Source organism: Acinetobacter sp. A22 (assembly GCF_030913345.1).
Taxonomy (GTDB): Bacteria; Pseudomonadota; Gammaproteobacteria; order Pseudomonadales; family Moraxellaceae; genus Acinetobacter; species Acinetobacter junii.
The window spans coordinates 794,923-812,426 of record NZ_CP133162.1 but is presented as its reverse complement, the minus strand read 5'-3'; the positions used below and the strand labels follow the sequence as shown (position 1 = coordinate 812,426).

Sequence of the window (17,504 nt, the reverse complement as noted above, 5' to 3'; positions counted from 1 at the left end):
GCCGTGCTAAAGATTGGTGCGTATTGTAGCATGAAGTTTGCCTTTTCACAGATTGATATTTATTTAATTATTCGTGAATTTTATTCATTCTGAATGTTCCGATATCAATGAAAATGATGAAGAATCTAACAAGTTTTTAAATAACTAAAATTTGGTATAAAAAATGGACTTCGAAAATACTCTGAACAATCATGAATTCCAACTTCCAGAAAACTGGAATTACTATATGTGTCAAATTGATGAGATGCCTGCAAGCTATTTTGTTAATTTAGCCTTAGCTGAAATCGCACCTATATCACAAAGATTACAATTAATTTGGCTAGAAATTAAAATGAATCAACCGCGAGAAGATGGCTTATCTTCAAGTGAAGAATTTGACCATTTAATGGTTTTTGAGGATGAAATCATACCTAGCCTAACAGATGGAAGTCAGAGCATATATGTAGGGAGATTGACACATAATAAAGTGAGAGAGTTCTATTTTTATTGTAAGGATGCGACTGTCTTAGAACATAAAATTCAACTTATCATGCAAAAATTCTCTCAATATTCCTATCAAACTGGTCACCGCGATGAACCAGATTGGTCTTCATATTTTAAATGCATGTACCCTACTCCAGAAATATTACAGACTATATCTAATCGAGCTGTTGTCGAAAATCTTCTTCATCATGGTGATCGTCTAGAGATAGCTCGACCTGTATGTCATTGGCTTTTCTTCCAAAATGAAACAGACTTAGCTGAATGTGTACACAAGACTCAAGCTTTAGGTTTTGAAGTTGTACAAATCGATCAACTTGATGATGAACATATGAAGTTTTCTCTACAAATTTCTCGGATAGATCACGTTGATCAATATTCAATAGATCGTTGTACTTTAGAATTATTCGAGTTATGCAAGCTTTACAATGCTGAATATGACGGTTGGGAAACGGAAGTAGTTATTGATTAACAGCAAGCCCAGTATTTCATTTAGCTGAAATACTGGGCGAATAAACGCGATTTTTAAATTAATTGCTCGCAGGCATCAATGTTTTCACATCGTTAACAATATTTGAGATATTTAGCACATAAGCAGTGCCATGATCCCATTCCGCATTAGTAAAATATTGAATTTGCGATCCTTTACTTCGTGCTAACAAGACAAGACCATCCGTTGCTTCACGAGGAACTGTTGTATCTTTACCACCCTGATAAATCAGCGCAGGTTGGCTCAGTTTAACTTGTGCAGGCTGTGAATCATTCTCCAAGAAAGTCTTAACCAATGGAATTGCCATAAAATTAGTTTGAGTTCGTGGATAGTTAGCTAGGCTACCATTTGTGAATGCATACGTTTGCATTGCCGCACCGAACTTCTGACCAACCTGATCGTAACAATCTAATTCTGCTCGACTTGCAATCTCATCCGTTGGTGATTTAAAGACATTAATATAATTAAAAGTAGGTTGCAGATTTCTTATCCCTGCTGTGATTAATGCAGTAAAAGTATCAAGTTGAGCATACATTTGAATTTGCTGAGCGATAGGTGCATTTTCAACAGATTGCTCACCTTTAACTAGAATTGCTCCTAAGTTCGATGCTGGAGCTACTGCGACCGTGCCTTTATATTCCAATTTAGCGCGACTCGCATATTGCGCTGCACCTAGTGCTGCCTGCCCACCTTGAGAATGCCCTACAGTCACCCATTGACGTGAAAGCACTTTCCCCTGACTCGCCAAATAAGATCTTGCTGCAACAACAGCATCCGTAATTGAGTATGCTTCACTCTTAACATTTAAAAATGGGTGTAATTCTCTCCCACTTGGTTCACCTAAACCTTCGTAATCTGGAGCTACAACAACATAGCCAGCTGCAAGAAATTTATTAATCATGTCTTGTATATAGATATTCGTTGCATTTCGACTAGGCGCACATTGATCAGCAACTCCCGTTGTTCCATGTGCCCAAACGACAACTTTCCAACCATCTGATGGCATCGTTCCCTTTGGAACGAATATCAAACTAGTCGCTAATGTTTCTTTGCCATTTTGTCCCAACATTTTATATGTCATGACAGAGCTTTCAGAAGCAAATGCCGAGAAATCAGTTTTTGTGTAAGCAACGGGCATTCCAACTACTGGATTTTTAAAGTTGTTTTCAGGAATACTTGGTTTCGATGTATAGCTTGAATCGTCACTTCCACCACAAGCCGTTAGAACAAGGCTCGAACTCAGCATAACAACCGTTAATAATTTCATTTTCATATATAGTTTTTCCTTAACTATTTTATTTTTGATGCATCTTTAGATCTTTTCTAAAGCATTTCATTGTCAACAATTACGCTTATTCGAAATGCGTTTCAAGTGTTTTCATCAGCAAAATAAGATTTATTTTTAATCAAAAAATCGAATTACCAGAGGAATATAGCGATTGCGAATCGAACACATCTTGGTTGAGGCATAATTTCGAGTAAGATATCAAATCCACTCTACTTCACTTAGGTCATAACCCAATGCAAGCTATCATTTTAGATACTGAAACCCATACATTGAATGGCTTACCGATAGAAATTGCATATGCACCAATCGAGATAGAGAGTGGTAAATTAAGTTTAGATAAAACCAAAATTTTTGATCAACTCTATCAAGTCGGTCAACCGATCTCATACGCCGCTATGGCAGTTCATCATATTCTTGAATCGGATTTGATCGATCAACCTTTTTATAATGAATTCGAATTACCAGAACAAACTGCGTATATCATTGGTCACAATGTTGATTACGATATTTCAGCAATTGCGAAATGTGGTGTTGATGTTTCCAAATTAAAGCCTATTTGTACGCTAGCGCTTGCTCGTCGCGTATGGGAAAATGCAGAAGCGCATAATATTTCTGCATTAATTTATTTAATTTCGAAAGGAAGTGATAAAGCGCGTGAAATGCTGAAAGGCGCACATAGAGCTGATGCAGATATTATTTTAACTGCCAATATTTTGATGCATATCATCCATCATTTAAATATCCAAACAATTGAACAACTCTATGTAGCTTCAGAAGAAGCACGCATTCCAAAATCAATTAGCTTTGGTAAACACAAAGGTACTGCGATCTCTGATTTACCAACAGATTATGTGCAGTGGTTAATGCGACAAGATGATCTCGATCCGTACTTAAGAAAGGCGTTAGAAAGTAATATAGTCTAAAAAAGCACGTTAATTTTCAATAAGTTCAATTATTTTCTATTTACTTTATGCAAATAGATGATATTTAATAATTTGTTAACATTTCTGTCACTTTTCAACTATATCTTAATCTCCATCTAGATCTTGGCTGGGGGAGATTAAGAGATGTCACATTTTTTTAAAACGGAACTTGGACAAAATGCATTGCAACAACGCAATATCGCTTTGACTGCAAAACAACGACGACTACTATTACTTATTGATCACGAAGACTTTCAAGAACTAGACCATAACTACAAAGAAAAAATTGCACCATCTGAGCTTGTTCAACAACTGATTGACATGGGTTTACTCGCCCAACAGGCAGAGCCAACAAATATAAAAGAAATACCTTTGGAACAAACTGCTCCTATCATTCAATCAGCAATTACAGAACCGCTTGAAAATAATCATTCAACAACACCAAGCTCTGATGAAGAAACATTTGAAAATATTGAACTTGAAAAATTACCTTTTGTAGAGATTCAACAAGTGATGATCCAAACACTAACCACCTATTGCGGTTTGATGGCTCGTCCTTTAATCCAAAAGATTCAAACAATAAAAACCGTGCAACAATTAAAAGCATGTCAAATGCAGTGGATTACCTCCTTACAAGAAAGCCGCATTCCACCGACTCAACTGAATCAAACACTTAAGCTAATTAATTATTCAGTTCAACATTTATAAATTTGACCTTATAAATAAGATCATAATTTGAATAATTGCTCTTTTAATAAGCAAGAAATCACTTGGTGTTCATGTTTATATTTACCTATATGATTTTTTTGCCTATCATGTGGCTCGCATGCGCTCATAGCTCAACAGGATAGAGTACAGGTCTCCGAAGCCTGTGGCGTGGGTTCGAGTCCCGCTGAGCGCACCATTTCGTTGTTTTACCCCATCCGATATAATCCAAAATACATTACAAATTAATAGCTTAGATTGTTTTACTGTCTGATCACGTCCGAAGACGTTTTAGGTTATCCAAGTTTTTTACGGTATTTTTTACGGTACATTCCACTTTAACCAAGGAATATACCGTAAAAATGCCTAAACTCATCGCAAGCCTGACTGATTCAAAAATTAAGTCAACGATATCAACACAAAAGAAGTCTTTTGAGAAAATTATCAAACTTTCAGATGGTGGTGGTCTCTATCTTTTGCTTGATAAAAAAGGTGGTACATATTGGCGATTTGACTACACTAGACCAATTTCAAAAAAAAGAGCAACTATTGCAATCGGTATTTACCCTGACTGTACTTTAGCAGCCGCTCGAATTAAAAGAACTGAGTATAGAGAACTACTTGCCCAAAATATTGATCCCGCTTCTCAAAAACAAATAGAAGATGAATTAGCTCAGTTCACTCTAAATAATACCTTTCGATTTATTGCCGATGAATATCGCAAAACAGAGGAACTCGAACCGAGTACCCAAAGAAGGAATCAATTTGTTTGGGACAAGCTGTACTCCGCGCTTGGTCATCATCCAATTGCTGAAATTACACCGACACAAATTTTACAGGTGTGTCGTCTTTATGAGCGACAAGGCAAAACGGATTCAGCTAAGCGAATGCGAAGTAAAGCATCTCAAGTATTTCGTTATGCGATTGCTTTAGGTTTATGCCAATTCAATGTGGCAGATCAGATTAGTGGCATACTCAAAGTCGGTAAAACTCAACATAGAGCGGCTATCACTGATGAGCAATTGCTTGGACGCTTATTGAGAAATATCAACGATAATTTTGGGCGTGGTGAAATTACAGTGGATTATGCCATTAAAATTTTACCGCATGTTTTTGTTCGCCCTGGCGAATTACGTGCAGCTCAATGGTCAGACATTGATTTTGAAAATAAGACGTGGCGTTATACACCACCTAAAACAAAAAATCAGACCGCTTTAGAGCATGTCGTGCCATTGTCAGATCAAGTCTTCACGATGTTCAAAGAACTTTATCTCATCACTGGGCACTCAAAGTTCTGTTTTGTTTCTATGCGAAATACGGATATGCCAATTAGTGAATCAACGATTAATAAACGGCTGAAACAATACGGCTTTGAAAATGGTGAAACGACTGGACATGGCTTTAGAGCAACTGCTAGAACGTTGTTGGATGAAGTTTTAAAGTTCCCAATTGAGCGAATTGAACAACAATTAGCGCATCAAGTACGAGATATGCATGGTCGAGCGTATAACCGTACAAAGTATTTAGATGAGCGTATTGTGATGATGCAAGCATGGTCAGATTATTTAGATCGGTTGATGGAAAAAGTAAATGAATGAGCTGATTAATAATTTATTTGACTCATTAAATGAGGCGAATATACACTGTAATTGAATCACCTTATTTCAATTTTGGATTGATCAATTATGTATATTGACTGGATATGGAAACAGCCCGACTGGACTGCTTTTACATGGCAAGATGAACAACTACTGCCACTGACTCGTCATATCCATCAAAAAATTGGTATTTTGCTTGGGCAAAGCCAGCATAATCTTGAAAAAGAACGCCTTACATTAGATAACTTGATTGCCAATTTGGTTTCATCATCTGCAATTGAAAATGAAAGTTTTAATGTTTACTCCTTGCGTTCATCTTTGGCAAAACGACTAGGTGTATCACTGGAACAACCCTATCCAAGCTCAGAACGTTCAGATGGTCTAGCCAATATCATGTTAGATGTTTTAGAGAATATTGAGCAGGATTTATCAGTAGAGCGTTTATTTCAATGGCATCAATGGTTGTTTAATGAATCTGATTGCTCGATGTCTCATATGCGGATTGGTCAATTACGTGGGCATGAAGCCATGCAGGTGGTTTCTGGTCGAATTGACTACCCTATTGTGCATTTTGAGGCACCACCTCGAGATGGTTTAGAGCAGCGTTTAGATGCGTTTATTGCGTGGTTTAATCGTAGTAAAACAGATCGTTTGCTTGACCCCTTAACTCGTGCTGGCATTACGCATCTTTGGTTTGTGACGCTTCATCCTTTTGATGATGGTAATGGTCGTATCACGCGTACTTTAACCGATTTGGCTTTGGCTCAGATGGATCAGCAAAGTATCCGCCTGTATGCGATGTCGCCAGTTATTTTAAATAAACGTAAAAGCTATTATGAGATTCTTGAAACTACTCAAAAAGGTGATTCTGATATTACGGATTGGTTACTTTGGTTTTTACAGGCACTGAATGAAAGTCTTGAGCAAACCTTAAAGCGGATTCAAAGGACTTTGCTAAAAAGTACATTTTGGCAGACTTTTTCAGAATTGGATTTGCATGAGGGGCAGCGCAAAGTTTTAAATCGGCTACTAGATGGTGGGGACAATGGCTTCGAACATGGGATCAGTGCTTCACAATATCAAAAAGTGGCGAAAGTCAGTCGAGCCACTGCTACTCGCCATTTGACTGATTTACTGGAAAAAGGCTGTCTAGTGAAACTTAACGGAGGTGGGAGGAATACGAGGTATCGGGTAAAAACTTAAAGGCAGTCCCACCTTCCTTTGAGGCTGTAAATAATAATTATGTACCAAAGGACATGGCATCGTCTTCCTACCAGATTTTATTGCTAAAAAATATTTTGATGCAGGTTTATTTCTCGGTGTTTAGAAGACTATCACAGCCCGATCATGAACTTTTATGCGGTTTATCCCAATGGTCAGAATATCTCTAAAAAGCTTCAAATTTTTATTGATTTCCTGATTAAACAATTTAAAAAATTAAGCTCTTAATTTATTGATAGATTTACCTATTTAACTAACAAATCTTTATAAAAACGTTTTAAAAACTTTATCTTAATAGAGGCTCTAGCTGTTTATTAATTTGCTTTCTAAATGACTGCTCAACGCTGTTCTATATGCTGTTCTATATATAGAACAAGATAAACCACTTTTACACTTGGTTTATTTTTTTATATCGCTCAAAATACGCGTTCAATCTAACAATGAGAGACGTTCATGACTGATGCTTTGGTGTTGAGCGATTTGTCCAAAACTTATCGTAATGGTTTTCAGGCATTAAAAGGTATTAATTTAACCGTACCTGAAGGAGAGTTTTATGCATTATTAGGACCTAATGGTGCAGGTAAATCGACGACGATCAGTATCATTAGTTCTTTAACTAAAAAAACATCAGGTACAGTTGAAATTTTTGGCCATAACCTTGATACCCACCCTTCATTGGCAAAACAGTGTTTAGGTGTTGTGCCTCAAGAGTTTAACTTTGGTCAATTTGAGAAAACTTTTGATATTTTGGTCACTCAAGCTGGCTACTATGGAATTCCCAAAAAACTTGCTGAACAGCGTGCTGAATATTATTTAGAGAAACTTGGTCTTTGGGAAAAGCGCAACATTCAATCTCGGATGCTTTCAGGCGGTATGAAACGTCGCCTAATGATTGCACGCGCGATGATGCACGAACCAAAACTTCTGATTCTCGATGAGCCTACTGCAGGCGTTGATATTGAATTACGCCGTTCAATGTGGGATTTCTTAACTGAAATGAATGAAAAAGGTACTTCAATCATTTTAACGACACATTATTTAGAAGAAGCTGAAATGCTGTGTCGTCGCATAGCCATTATTGACCGTGGTGTGATCAAAGAAGATACCACTATGAAAGGTTTCCTAAATCAACTTAATGAAGAATCGTTTATTTGTGATTTAGCAGAACCGATCGAAAACCTCCAACTCAATATTATTGGCTTTAAATTCGAATTAATCGATCCAGTAACTTTAGAAGTTACGATGGATAAAGCGCATAGCATGAATGATTTATTTTTGATTTTACAATCACAAAATATTCAAGTCAGTAGTATGCGTAACAAATCAAACCGCTTAGAAGAATTGTTCGTAAAAATGGTTGAGAAAAATCTTACAGGAGCGGATCAATGAACTTTAATCAGTTACAAACCGCACTTTGGACCTTAGTCGTTAAAGAAATTCGTCGTTTTATGCGAATTTGGCCTCAGACCTTGCTACCACCAGCGATTACCATGAGCCTATATTTCGTGATTTTCGGTAATTTAGTCGGATCACGCATTGGTGAAATGGGTGGCTTCAGCTATGTGCAATTTATTGTGCCAGGTTTAATTATGATGGCAGTAATTACCAATAGTTATGCAAACGTTTCTTCAAGCTTCTTTAGTGCAAAATTCCAAAAAAGCATTGAAGAATTGATTATGAGCCCTGTGCCATTACATTTAATTCTTTGGGGTTATGTGATCGGTGGTGTATGTCGTGGTGTATTAGTCGGCTTAATCGTTACTCTGATGAGTTTGTTTTTCACTCACTTGGAAATCTATAATTTCTTTGTAACTATATATACAGTAATTATCACCTCGTTATTATTTTCACTTGGTGGTTTCATTAATGCCGTATATGCAAAATCTTTTGATGATATTTCGATTATCCCAACTTTCGTTTTGACTCCACTCACTTACTTGGGTGGTGTATTTTATGCGATTAGTGCTTTAAGTCCATTTTGGCAAAATCTCTCTTTAATTAACCCAATTGTTTACATGGTCAACGCTTTCCGTTTTGGTATTTTGGGACATAGTGATGTCAATGTTTCATTCTCTCTCACTGTTGTCACATTATGTTGTGTTGCCCTTTATGCAGTTGCATATCATTTATTAGCTCGCGGTTCAGGAATGCGTGAATGAGTGTAGAACATTCTTTATTGGGCAAAGACACCCAGTACCCTACTCAATATCAACCAGAAGTCTTATTTCCGATTGCTCGTGCTGAATCTCGCAAACTTTATGCAGATATTGAAGGCATAGCTCAAGGCAAAGACTGGTGGCATGTATTTGAGATTTCATGGTTAAACCAACTTGGTTTACCACAAGTGGCTATAGGACGTTTAACCTTACCAGCCAACTCTCCGAATTTAATTGAATCGAAATCCCTTAAACTATATTTCAACAGCATGAATTTCACGCAATTTACATCTCAACAATTATTTGTTGAGACCGTTGAGCGTGATTTATCAGATGCTGCTGGTGCTAAAGTTGAACTGCAACTATTTCAAGTGGATGATTTACAGATTTCTAAACCCCAAGGAATCTGTATAGATGATCTGATCCCTGAACGTCTTTCAGAATATCCAGATTCAAGCTTATTGCAGTACGATGCTGTCAGTGAAGAAAATATTGAAGTAGAACTTTACTCTAATCTTTTGAGAAGTAATTGCCCAGTGACGGGACAACCTGACTGGGGTACTGTTTTTATTCGTTTTCAAGGTAAAAAACCTTGTTATCGCAGTATATTAGCCTATATTATTTCGTACCGTCAGCATAATGGTTTTCATGAACAATGCGTGGAACAAATATTCGCAGATATTTGGCAACACTTAAAACCAGAAAAACTGATGGTCTATGCAACCTATACTCGTCGTGGTGGATTGGATATCAACCCTTGTCGAGTATCTGACTTGTCATGGATGCCCGAGCCGATCCGCTTGGCACGACAATAAAACGAATAAATTTGATATAGAGGACGTTCTTCAATGACCAGTTATTTCGGTATTCTTCCATCTGCAACGTTGAGTCAGGATATTCAACTTGCACAAGCCAACCGTAACAGCAAAGAACCACAATACCCTTTGCGTGACAAGATTTCTCTTCAACTTACTGATGAGCTGATTGACACGATGTTGGTGCATTTGGTACAGCAGTTCCCACCAAGTGACAAACGAGATACAACTGAAGAACTCGCACAAAAGATTCGTAGTATTGTCTCTACTTTGATGAAGCAATTATTAGGCAAAGCATCGAATGAACAAGTCCTTGAATCTTTAGCTTTCATGGAAAAGAGCTTGTTTATTGATAATGAAGGTAAACAACGTATCGGTACTCAACTACCAGATGCTTTAGTTTCTGACATGAAAAAAAGCTTTGCTGAAGTTGCTGCGGGCAACGGTAAAGAACAACGTGATGCATTAACACAACAGTTCAAATCTTTTGCTGACGCGCTTATTCAACACTTCATGACTGAATACAACAAAACATTGGGTTTAGGCATGGTAAAACGTGGTGTTGCAAGTGTTGCGACTAGCGGTGTTGAAACTGCTGTGCATATTGTAATCAAAAAACTAATTCCTAGCTTAAGCCAAGCTGAGTTGGATGTATTCACTAAGCATTTCGATCAGTTGCTCGTTCAGAAATAAACTTCGAATATTCAAAAAAAGCGACTATATATAGTCGCTTTTTTTATAGAAAATAATAAGTCATTTTCAAACTTATATAATGTCACAATTTCTAAATTTGCATTGTCTAAATCAGTGTTTATGTTAGCATTCGCGAAGCATTGATTTACTTGATTTAGAAGCGCATGTCTCCAAGCTCACAGTACAAATTTTTACGTCAAGCACCGCGTGATGGCTTGAGTACTGCCACTCACCCTTCACGGTGGCAACAACTCCATATAGACCCATGGCTTTGCCTATTTCTGGTACTAAATGCATTTTTAGGACTTACCGTCTTATATAGTGCTTCAGCCCAAGATGTTGGACTTGTCAGTAAACAAGCAATGAGCTTTGGCATTGGTTTTACAGTCATGATTATTCTGGCGCAAATTCCTCCAAAAGTTTATCAAGCATTCTCACCATATTTTTATGTCTTCGGTGTTTTGTCCTTAGTTGCAGTAGTCGTGTTTGGTGAAGTACGCATGGGAGCACAAAGATGGATTGATATTCCAGGCTTTGGTAGTGTTCAACCGAGTGAATTCATGAAGATTGGCATGCCAATGATGATCGCATGGTTCCTGTCCCGCAAAGCCTTACCTCCTAGCTTGTCTCAAGTCATACTATCTTTGCTGCTCATCCTCGTACCCTTTCTTTTAATTGCTGAGCAACCAGACTTAGGTACTTCATTACTTGTGCTTGCTAGTGGCATTTTTGTACTTTTCTTGAGTGGATTATCGTGGAGATTGATTGCTGCCGCTGCTGGGATTGCAGCTGTAATCATTCCAATTGCTTGGGAGTTCTTACTACATGACTACCAACGACAAAGGGTACTTACCTTGTTAGATCCTGAGGCTGATGCATTGGGTACAGGTTGGAATATTATTCAATCTAAAACTGCGATAGGTTCAGGCGGTTTTTCAGGAAAAGGATTTTTAGAAGGTACTCAATCTCACTTACATTTTTTACCAGAAGGTCATACCGACTTTATTATTGCAGCCTATTCTGAAGAATTTGGCTTGATCGGCGTTACCCTACTTATTTTCTTATATTGCGCGATTATTTTTAGAACATTTCAGATTGGCTTACAAAGCTTCCATAACTATGGGCGTTTAGTTGCAGGAGCCTTTGGTTTGTCATTTTTTGTTTATGTATTTGTAAATGCAGGCATGGTCAGTGGTATTTTACCTGTAGTGGGTGTGCCGTTACCGTTTATGAGCTATGGTGGAACTGCAATTATTACACTTATGTCAACATTTGGACTTGTGATGTCAATTCATACACATCGATAACGAGGAATTCATAAAACACATGTTTCATCCTAAACTAAATAATACTTTTAAATTTTTAACATTAAGTGCCAGTCTATTTTTGAGTAGTAATTGGGCGCAAGCAAATGAATTTTACACTCATCCAAATTATTTTGCTTTTAAACAGAAAGCGATGACTACTTATGGTTTAAGTAGTGAACAAATTGATAGTGCAATGAGTGGTGCACGTAATTTACCCAACATTTTAAACATCATGACGCGCCCAGGTGAAAGTAAGCCTTGGTATGAATATCGCTCTATGTTCTTAGTCGAAGGTACAATTCAACGTGGTGTCCGCTTTAAAAACCAATATGAAGATGTTCTGAATCGTGCGGAACAACAATTTGGTGTACCAAAATCTGTAATTTTAGGCATTTTAGGTGTTGAGACAGGTTATGGTGCAAATAAAGGCTCTTTCATCACCCGTGACGCTCTAGCAACCTTAGCGTTTGGTTATCCTCGTCGTGCTGATTACTTCAGTGATGAACTCGCAGCGTTGATCTCATGGACATATAAAGAAGGCTATCCAACCAACAGTATCGTTGGTTCATATGCTGGGGCTATTGGCTATCCACAATTTATGCCGAGTAACATCCAAAAGCTAGGTGTGGATTATGATGGTAATGGACATATTGATTTAAGAAACTCCGCAGTTGATGCAATTGGTTCAATCGCGAATTATTTAGCTCAATATGGTTGGCAACGTGATCGTCCAATTGGCTTCCCTGCTCGTTATTTAGGTAACGATCCTGAAAGTATTATTGCTAAGGATTTAACTCAACCAACTCCCTATGGTGAGCTAAAAAGACTAGGCATTGCACCTATTGACCCTTTGGTAAAAATAGATGATCTTGATTTAGTAAATGTTATTCAATTACAAGACCAATTTGGACCTATTTACTACATCACTTATCCAAATTTCCAAGTAATCACGACTTATAATAAGAGTCGAATGTATGCCACAGCGGTGTGGTTATTAGGCACTGAAGTCGCAGGAAGATAATCCGACTTTTTAATCAAAATTTAAAAGTCAATAAATTTATGGTTCAAAAAGGGTTTTAAATAATCAATTTTAATATTTTGTTACAATATTGATTGTTTTTTAATCTAAAACTGTAAGTTTTTACCCTTTTTGCAACTATTTATCGTTAAAGACTAGACACACTTCGTAAGCGCTGAATATTATCCACCCAAGAAAAGTAATTGCAAAAGTGAATAATTAGACATGTGCACTGTATTTCGATGCTGTTTTGTCGAGATAGAAAAGCATGTTCTCTAGGAGTTTATACAATGCAGTTTTCGCTGAAATATATTCTAGCGCTGACGGCAGGCTTAAGTTTAAGCCCGTTACATGCTGAAATGGTACAATCATCATCATTAACAAATGATGTTGAAGGTTCTAATTTAGCAGCCCGCGTTTTGAGCAAAGATTCTCAAAATTTTAATTCTCGTTTTTCTAACGTCAATAGTCTTTCAATCACTGAGAGTTCTGGTGACAAAGTACGTCGCCAAACAATTGCTGCTAAAATTGATATCCCTGAAGAAGAGCCTTCAGTGATTGAAAAACTTAACACTGTTGCGTCTAATACTGTACGTAAGTTTAGCCAAACTGGCGTAGCATCATGGTATGGTCGTCAATTTCATGGTCGTAAGACTGCAAGCGGTGAAACATTCGATATGAATGGTTTAACTGCTGCTCATCGTAGCCTGCCATTGAACTGTTACATTCGTGTGACCAATAAAGACAACGGTAAAAGCGTTGTAGTTAAGGTTAACGATCGTGGTCCATTCCATGGTAACCGTGTATTAGATTTATCTTATGGCGCAGCTAAGCAACTTGGTGTTACCAATGCTGGCACTGCGAAAGTAAGTATCGAACGCGTTGATGGTCCAAATTCTTAATATTTAGACTTCCAACTAATAATAAAGCCACGTTTATACGTGGCTTTATTATTTATATTATTTTTTGATTCATTTTTGACCCTCACTACTTTCTTCGCTATAGTAATGACATTATAAATTGTCAATTTAGCAAGGAGTGCAGTTGTGAAATCGATAGATGAATGGTTCGATGAATACAGCGATAGTCACCAAAACCAAACCAATAAAAAAATACATTGGGTATGTGTCCCAGCAATTCTTTTTTCAATAATTGGTATTCTTGCGCATTTTAGTACTCTACTCACCGCTTTATTGCTTGTACTTACACTCGTTTTCTATGCTCGCTTGGATATCGTGTTAGCTGTGGCTATGGCTGCTTTGTTGGTGGTAATGGCTTGGCTTATTATTATTCTACCTGTAGGGGTAGGATTTTATATCGGCGTGTTTGTAATCGCATGGATTGGTCAGTTTTATGGTCATAAAGTTGAAGGAAAGAAACCTTCTTTCTTCAAAGATCTGCAATTCCTTCTGATTGGCCCTGTATGGTGCATGGATGCCTATTTAGCTAAGATACTACCTAAATGGAAATCTCGTCAAAATTTGGGGCTTTCAAGCTAATTTAGAGCATATTATGGATGGCTAATTAGCGAAAAGAGATTATTGATAGCTTTTCCCTTGATATTTTAGCCATCCATCCACATGTTTTCCTTGTGGATCATGATGAGTCCAATGAATCACTCCACCTTTAGGGCTATATTCATATTCTCCATAAAATTCGACTATTTCACCTTTTCTAAGTCCCTCCACCCGAGGTGCCAAATCAATGTTATGCGCCACTAGAACGGTTAAACCATTCTCCAGTTTTAGAATCATTTTTTGGTGTCTTGAACCATCATTATCATCAGCTAAAATTGCTTTTACTTCACCCTTGGATTGAACTTGAATGTTACTTAGCTGTTGTTTATAAGCTTTCATAATCTTATGCTGATCATCAACCGCCGCTTCCTCAACAATTGAAGTCTGAACAACATTATCGTTCAGGTTGTTTTGCTTTAAATCTATACCGACATAAGCAGCAATTAGCACAACAATAATCGTTACGATCACTAAATTATTTTTCTGGATTTTCATATTTAACCTTTTTATTTCAATTTAAATAACAAAATGCCAATCATATTGATTGGCATTTTGTTCATACAACTCTATTAAAGTTAGAATAGACGATTCATACCATTCAAAGCTGCAACACGATATGCTTCTGCCATTGTTGGGTAGTTGAATGTCGTTTCAACAAAATACTTTAATGTATTATTCGGACTATGCATTACAACCTGTCCAATGTGGATAATCTCTGCGGCATTGTTACCAAAACAATGAATACCTAAAACTTCCAAACTATCGCGGTGGAAGAGGATTTTTAACTCACCTACGGTATCACCAGTAATTTGAGCACGAGCTAGATGACGGAAAGATGCTTGCCCTACTTCATAAGGTACTTTTTCTTCAGTCAATTCTTGTTCAGTTTTTCCAATCGAAGAAATTTCTGGAATGGTATAAATGCCTGTTGGTACATCTTTAATCGGTTTAACATTTTTCTCACCGACCATGTTTGCACCTGCACAACGACCTTGGTCATATGCAGCAGATGCAAGTGATGGCCAACCAATCACATCACCAGCAGCATAAATGTTCTCAACTTCAGTTTGATATTGATCATTTACCATCAACTGACCACGATTGTTTGGTACAAGACCTACATTCTCGAGTCCTAAACCGTCAGTATTACCTGAGCGACCATTACACCATAAGATGGCATCAGCTTTGATTTTCTTGCCGCTAAGCAAATGTAAAACCACATGATCATCAAAGGTTTCTAGGCGATCGATTTGTTCATTGTGACGAATCAATACTCCTTGCTCACGCAAGTGATATGACAATGCATCAGCGATTTCATCATCAAGGTAGCTTAAAAGCTTTTGCTGAGTGTTGATCAAATCAACTTTATGATCTAGACCAATAAAAATCGATGCGTATTCGCAACCAATAACACCAGCACCGTAAATAATGATTTTTTGAATTGAATAATCCAAATCAAGAATTTTGTCAGAATCAAAAACACGAGGATGGTTAAAGTCCAAACCTTGTGGCTGATAAGGACGGCTACCCGTTGCAATCACAATTTGTTTACAGATAATGGTATCTTTTATGCCATCTTGACCAAAAATGAGTACGGTATTTTTATCTTGGATATATGCACGTCCATGAAAAACATCAATCTTATTGCGATCATAAAAACGTGTATGAGTATCAACTTGCTGTTGAATCACTTTATGCGCGTTGCGTAACACTTGTTTCATGGTGAATTGTTTCCATTCACCTACTTTTTGAAACATTGGATCACGCTGATAACGGATGATACTTGAAACTGTTTGACGTAAGGCTTTACTTGGAATTGTACCTACATGTGCACAGTTACCACCGAGTTGATCACGTACATCAACGATTGCTACTTTTCTACCTGCTTTAGCTAGCTTCATTGCCGCGCCTTCACCAGCTGGGCCAGAACCGAGAATGACTGCATCAAATTTTACAACATTCCCACCAACGACCTCTTTCTTACGTGGCATTCAAAGCTCCTTTATCTCTTAGCTGTTTACTTCTATATATATGATAACTAATATGCTATGGGTTGATGTATTTCTCAACTATATATTTTTATATATTCACATTTTCAAAATGAATACCTATTTCATCCTATAAACCTATAAATTTGACTATAATAATCGAATATCTCAAGCAATAGGTTGTAGAAAATAAGATGTCTGAACACCGTAAACCTGAACAGGGCATAAAACTTCGTGGCGCTGAAAAAGTCGCTAGAATTCCTGTAAAAGTTATACCTACGGTTGAAGTACCTCGTAAACCAGACTGGATTCGCGTCAAAATGACTGCACCTGAAGAGGTTCAGCGTATAAAAACAACTCTACGTTCGCAAAAACTCCATACTGTTTGTGAAGAAGCTGCCTGCCCTAACCTTCCAGAGTGTTTTGGTGGTGGTACTGCGACTTTTATGATTATGGGCGATATTTGTACTCGTCGCTGTCCTTTCTGTGACGTTGCTCATGGTCGACCAAATGCACTTGATCCTGATGAACCTCGTCATATGGCGGAAACTATTTCAAACTTGGGTTTGAAATATGCGGTTATCACCTCTGTAGATCGTGATGATCTTTTAGATGGCGGCGCTCAACATTTTGTGGATTGTATTAAAGAAGCTCGTGCTTTGAGTCCAAAAACGCTACTTGAAATCTTAGTTCCTGATTTCCGTGGTCGCATGGATATTGCTTTACGCATTATGACTGAATGTCCACCTGACGTTTTTAACCACAATATCGAGACAGTACCTCGCTTATATAAAGCAATGCGTCCAGGCTCAGACTATCAACATTCTTTGAATCTTTTAAAAATGTTTAAAGAATACTGCCCAGACGTTCCCACCAAATGTGGTTTGATGGTGGGTATTGGTGAAACTGAAGAAGAAGTGATTTCTTTACTTGATGATTTACGTGCACATGACGTAGATTATGTAACCATTGGTCAATACTTACAACCGTCTAAGCAACACGCGCCAATTGATCGCTTTGTGACGCCAGAAGAATTTGAACGTTACGCGGAACATGGTCGTAAATTAGGCTTCAGAAATATTTGGTCTGCACCCATGGTTCGTTCAAGCTACTTTGCAGATCGTCAGTATCATGGTGAACCTGTTCCTGCGGTTCGTCGCAAAGTAGATCCTGCTAAGAAAATTGCTGTACAAACTGTAGAAGCTTAATCAAGTTTCTATGAAGTAAAAAAGAGAACAATCATGTTCTCTTTTTTATTTTTTGATGTGAGATAATCCAATTTTAAAAATAATTTCTGTGCACTAA

At 37.5% G+C, this 17,504-nt stretch carries 17 protein-coding genes and 1 tRNA gene; 15 read left to right on the top strand and 3 right to left on the bottom strand.

Annotated features, from left to right (window positions below):
- Window positions 1–163: 163 nt before the first annotated feature.
- Window positions 164–952, top strand: a complete 789-nt coding sequence (locus Q9Q86_RS04100; RefSeq protein ID WP_112986550.1) for a DUF695 domain-containing protein — start codon at window positions 164–166, stop codon at window positions 950–952.
- A gap of 58 nt (window positions 953–1,010) precedes the next feature.
- Here Q9Q86_RS04100 and Q9Q86_RS04095 read toward each other — a convergent pair whose 3' ends face one another.
- Entirely contained in the window at window positions 1,011–2,243 is a 1,233-nt protein-coding gene (locus Q9Q86_RS04095) for an alpha/beta fold hydrolase (protein ID WP_112986549.1), read from the bottom strand.
- 248 nt (window positions 2,244–2,491) lie between these two features.
- On the opposite strand from Q9Q86_RS04095, the gene Q9Q86_RS04090 reads away from it, so the two are divergent.
- The 13 genes from Q9Q86_RS04090 to Q9Q86_RS04030 all read left to right on the top strand — a co-directional run bounded on the left by Q9Q86_RS04090 (window position 2,492) and on the right by Q9Q86_RS04030 (window position 14,193).
- Complete coding sequence (locus tag Q9Q86_RS04090; protein WP_112986548.1) at window positions 2,492–3,181, top strand: putative quorum-sensing-regulated virulence factor; 690 nt, start codon at window positions 2,492–2,494, stop codon at window positions 3,179–3,181.
- Window positions 3,182–3,325: 144 nt separating this feature from the next.
- On the top strand, window positions 3,326–3,889 hold the full coding sequence (locus tag Q9Q86_RS04085) for a hypothetical protein (protein WP_004962465.1): 564 nt from the start codon (window positions 3,326–3,328) through the stop codon (window positions 3,887–3,889).
- A gap of 120 nt (window positions 3,890–4,009) precedes the next feature.
- Window positions 4,010–4,085, top strand: a tRNA-Arg gene (locus tag Q9Q86_RS04080).
- 163 nt (window positions 4,086–4,248) lie between these two features.
- Window positions 4,249–5,484 carry an integrase arm-type DNA-binding domain-containing protein gene (locus tag Q9Q86_RS04075; RefSeq protein WP_112986547.1) on the top strand — a complete coding sequence of 412 codons (1,236 nt, stop codon included), beginning with the start codon at window positions 4,249–4,251 and terminating at the stop codon, window positions 5,482–5,484.
- Window positions 5,485–5,571: 87 nt separating this feature from the next.
- Window positions 5,572–6,687, top strand: coding sequence for a Fic family protein (locus tag Q9Q86_RS04070; protein ID WP_112986546.1), 1,116 nt, complete (start codon window positions 5,572–5,574; stop codon window positions 6,685–6,687).
- A 471-nt stretch (window positions 6,688–7,158) separates the two neighbouring features.
- Window positions 7,159–8,094 (top strand): ABC transporter ATP-binding protein, encoded by a 936-nt coding sequence (locus tag Q9Q86_RS04065; protein WP_004953672.1) that lies wholly within the window; start codon window positions 7,159–7,161, stop codon window positions 8,092–8,094.
- Window positions 8,091–8,864, top strand: a complete 774-nt coding sequence (locus tag Q9Q86_RS04060; RefSeq protein WP_112986545.1) for an ABC transporter permease — start codon at window positions 8,091–8,093, stop codon at window positions 8,862–8,864. Before Q9Q86_RS04065 ends, Q9Q86_RS04060 begins: the two co-directional genes overlap by 4 nt.
- A complete protein-coding gene (queF, locus tag Q9Q86_RS04055; protein WP_112986544.1) occupies window positions 8,861–9,676 on the top strand; it encodes an NADPH-dependent 7-cyano-7-deazaguanine reductase QueF in 816 nt (271 codons plus the stop codon). Before Q9Q86_RS04060 ends, queF begins: the two co-directional genes overlap by 4 nt.
- A 33-nt stretch (window positions 9,677–9,709) precedes the next feature.
- Window positions 9,710–10,369, top strand: a complete 660-nt coding sequence (locus Q9Q86_RS04050; RefSeq protein WP_004915166.1) for a hypothetical protein — start codon at window positions 9,710–9,712, stop codon at window positions 10,367–10,369.
- Window positions 10,370–10,533: 164 nt separating this feature from the next.
- Complete coding sequence (rodA, locus tag Q9Q86_RS04045; protein ID WP_042893515.1) at window positions 10,534–11,676, top strand: rod shape-determining protein RodA; 1,143 nt, start codon at window positions 10,534–10,536, stop codon at window positions 11,674–11,676.
- 19 nt (window positions 11,677–11,695) lie between these two features.
- On the top strand, window positions 11,696–12,697 hold the full coding sequence (mltB, locus tag Q9Q86_RS04040; protein ID WP_004953667.1) for a lytic murein transglycosylase B: 1,002 nt from the start codon (window positions 11,696–11,698) through the stop codon (window positions 12,695–12,697).
- Window positions 12,698–12,984: 287 nt separating this feature from the next.
- The gene (locus tag Q9Q86_RS04035) at window positions 12,985–13,596 is read left to right on the top strand and encodes a septal ring lytic transglycosylase RlpA family protein (RefSeq protein ID WP_004679681.1); all 612 of its coding nucleotides are present in this window, start codon (window positions 12,985–12,987) and stop codon (window positions 13,594–13,596) included.
- A 144-nt stretch (window positions 13,597–13,740) separates the two neighbouring features.
- Window positions 13,741–14,193, top strand: coding sequence for a DUF962 domain-containing protein (locus tag Q9Q86_RS04030; RefSeq protein WP_004915160.1), 453 nt, complete (start codon window positions 13,741–13,743; stop codon window positions 14,191–14,193).
- Between the two features lie 39 nt (window positions 14,194–14,232).
- On the opposite strand, the gene Q9Q86_RS04025 is transcribed toward Q9Q86_RS04030, so the two are convergent.
- Window positions 14,233–14,706: a DUF3465 domain-containing protein gene (locus tag Q9Q86_RS04025; protein WP_112986543.1), complete on the bottom strand. Its 474-nt coding sequence runs from the start codon at window positions 14,704–14,706 to the stop codon at window positions 14,233–14,235.
- Window positions 14,707–14,786: 80 nt separating this feature from the next.
- Window positions 14,787–16,202 (bottom strand): Si-specific NAD(P)(+) transhydrogenase, encoded by a 1,416-nt coding sequence (gene sthA, locus Q9Q86_RS04020; RefSeq protein ID WP_004915155.1) that lies wholly within the window; start codon window positions 16,200–16,202, stop codon window positions 14,787–14,789.
- A gap of 191 nt (window positions 16,203–16,393) precedes the next feature.
- Between sthA and lipA the strand changes: the two genes are divergently transcribed.
- Window positions 16,394–17,407: a lipoyl synthase gene (gene lipA / locus Q9Q86_RS04015; RefSeq protein ID WP_004682327.1), complete on the top strand. Its 1,014-nt coding sequence runs from the start codon at window positions 16,394–16,396 to the stop codon at window positions 17,405–17,407.
- Window positions 17,408–17,504 lie beyond the last annotated feature (97 nt).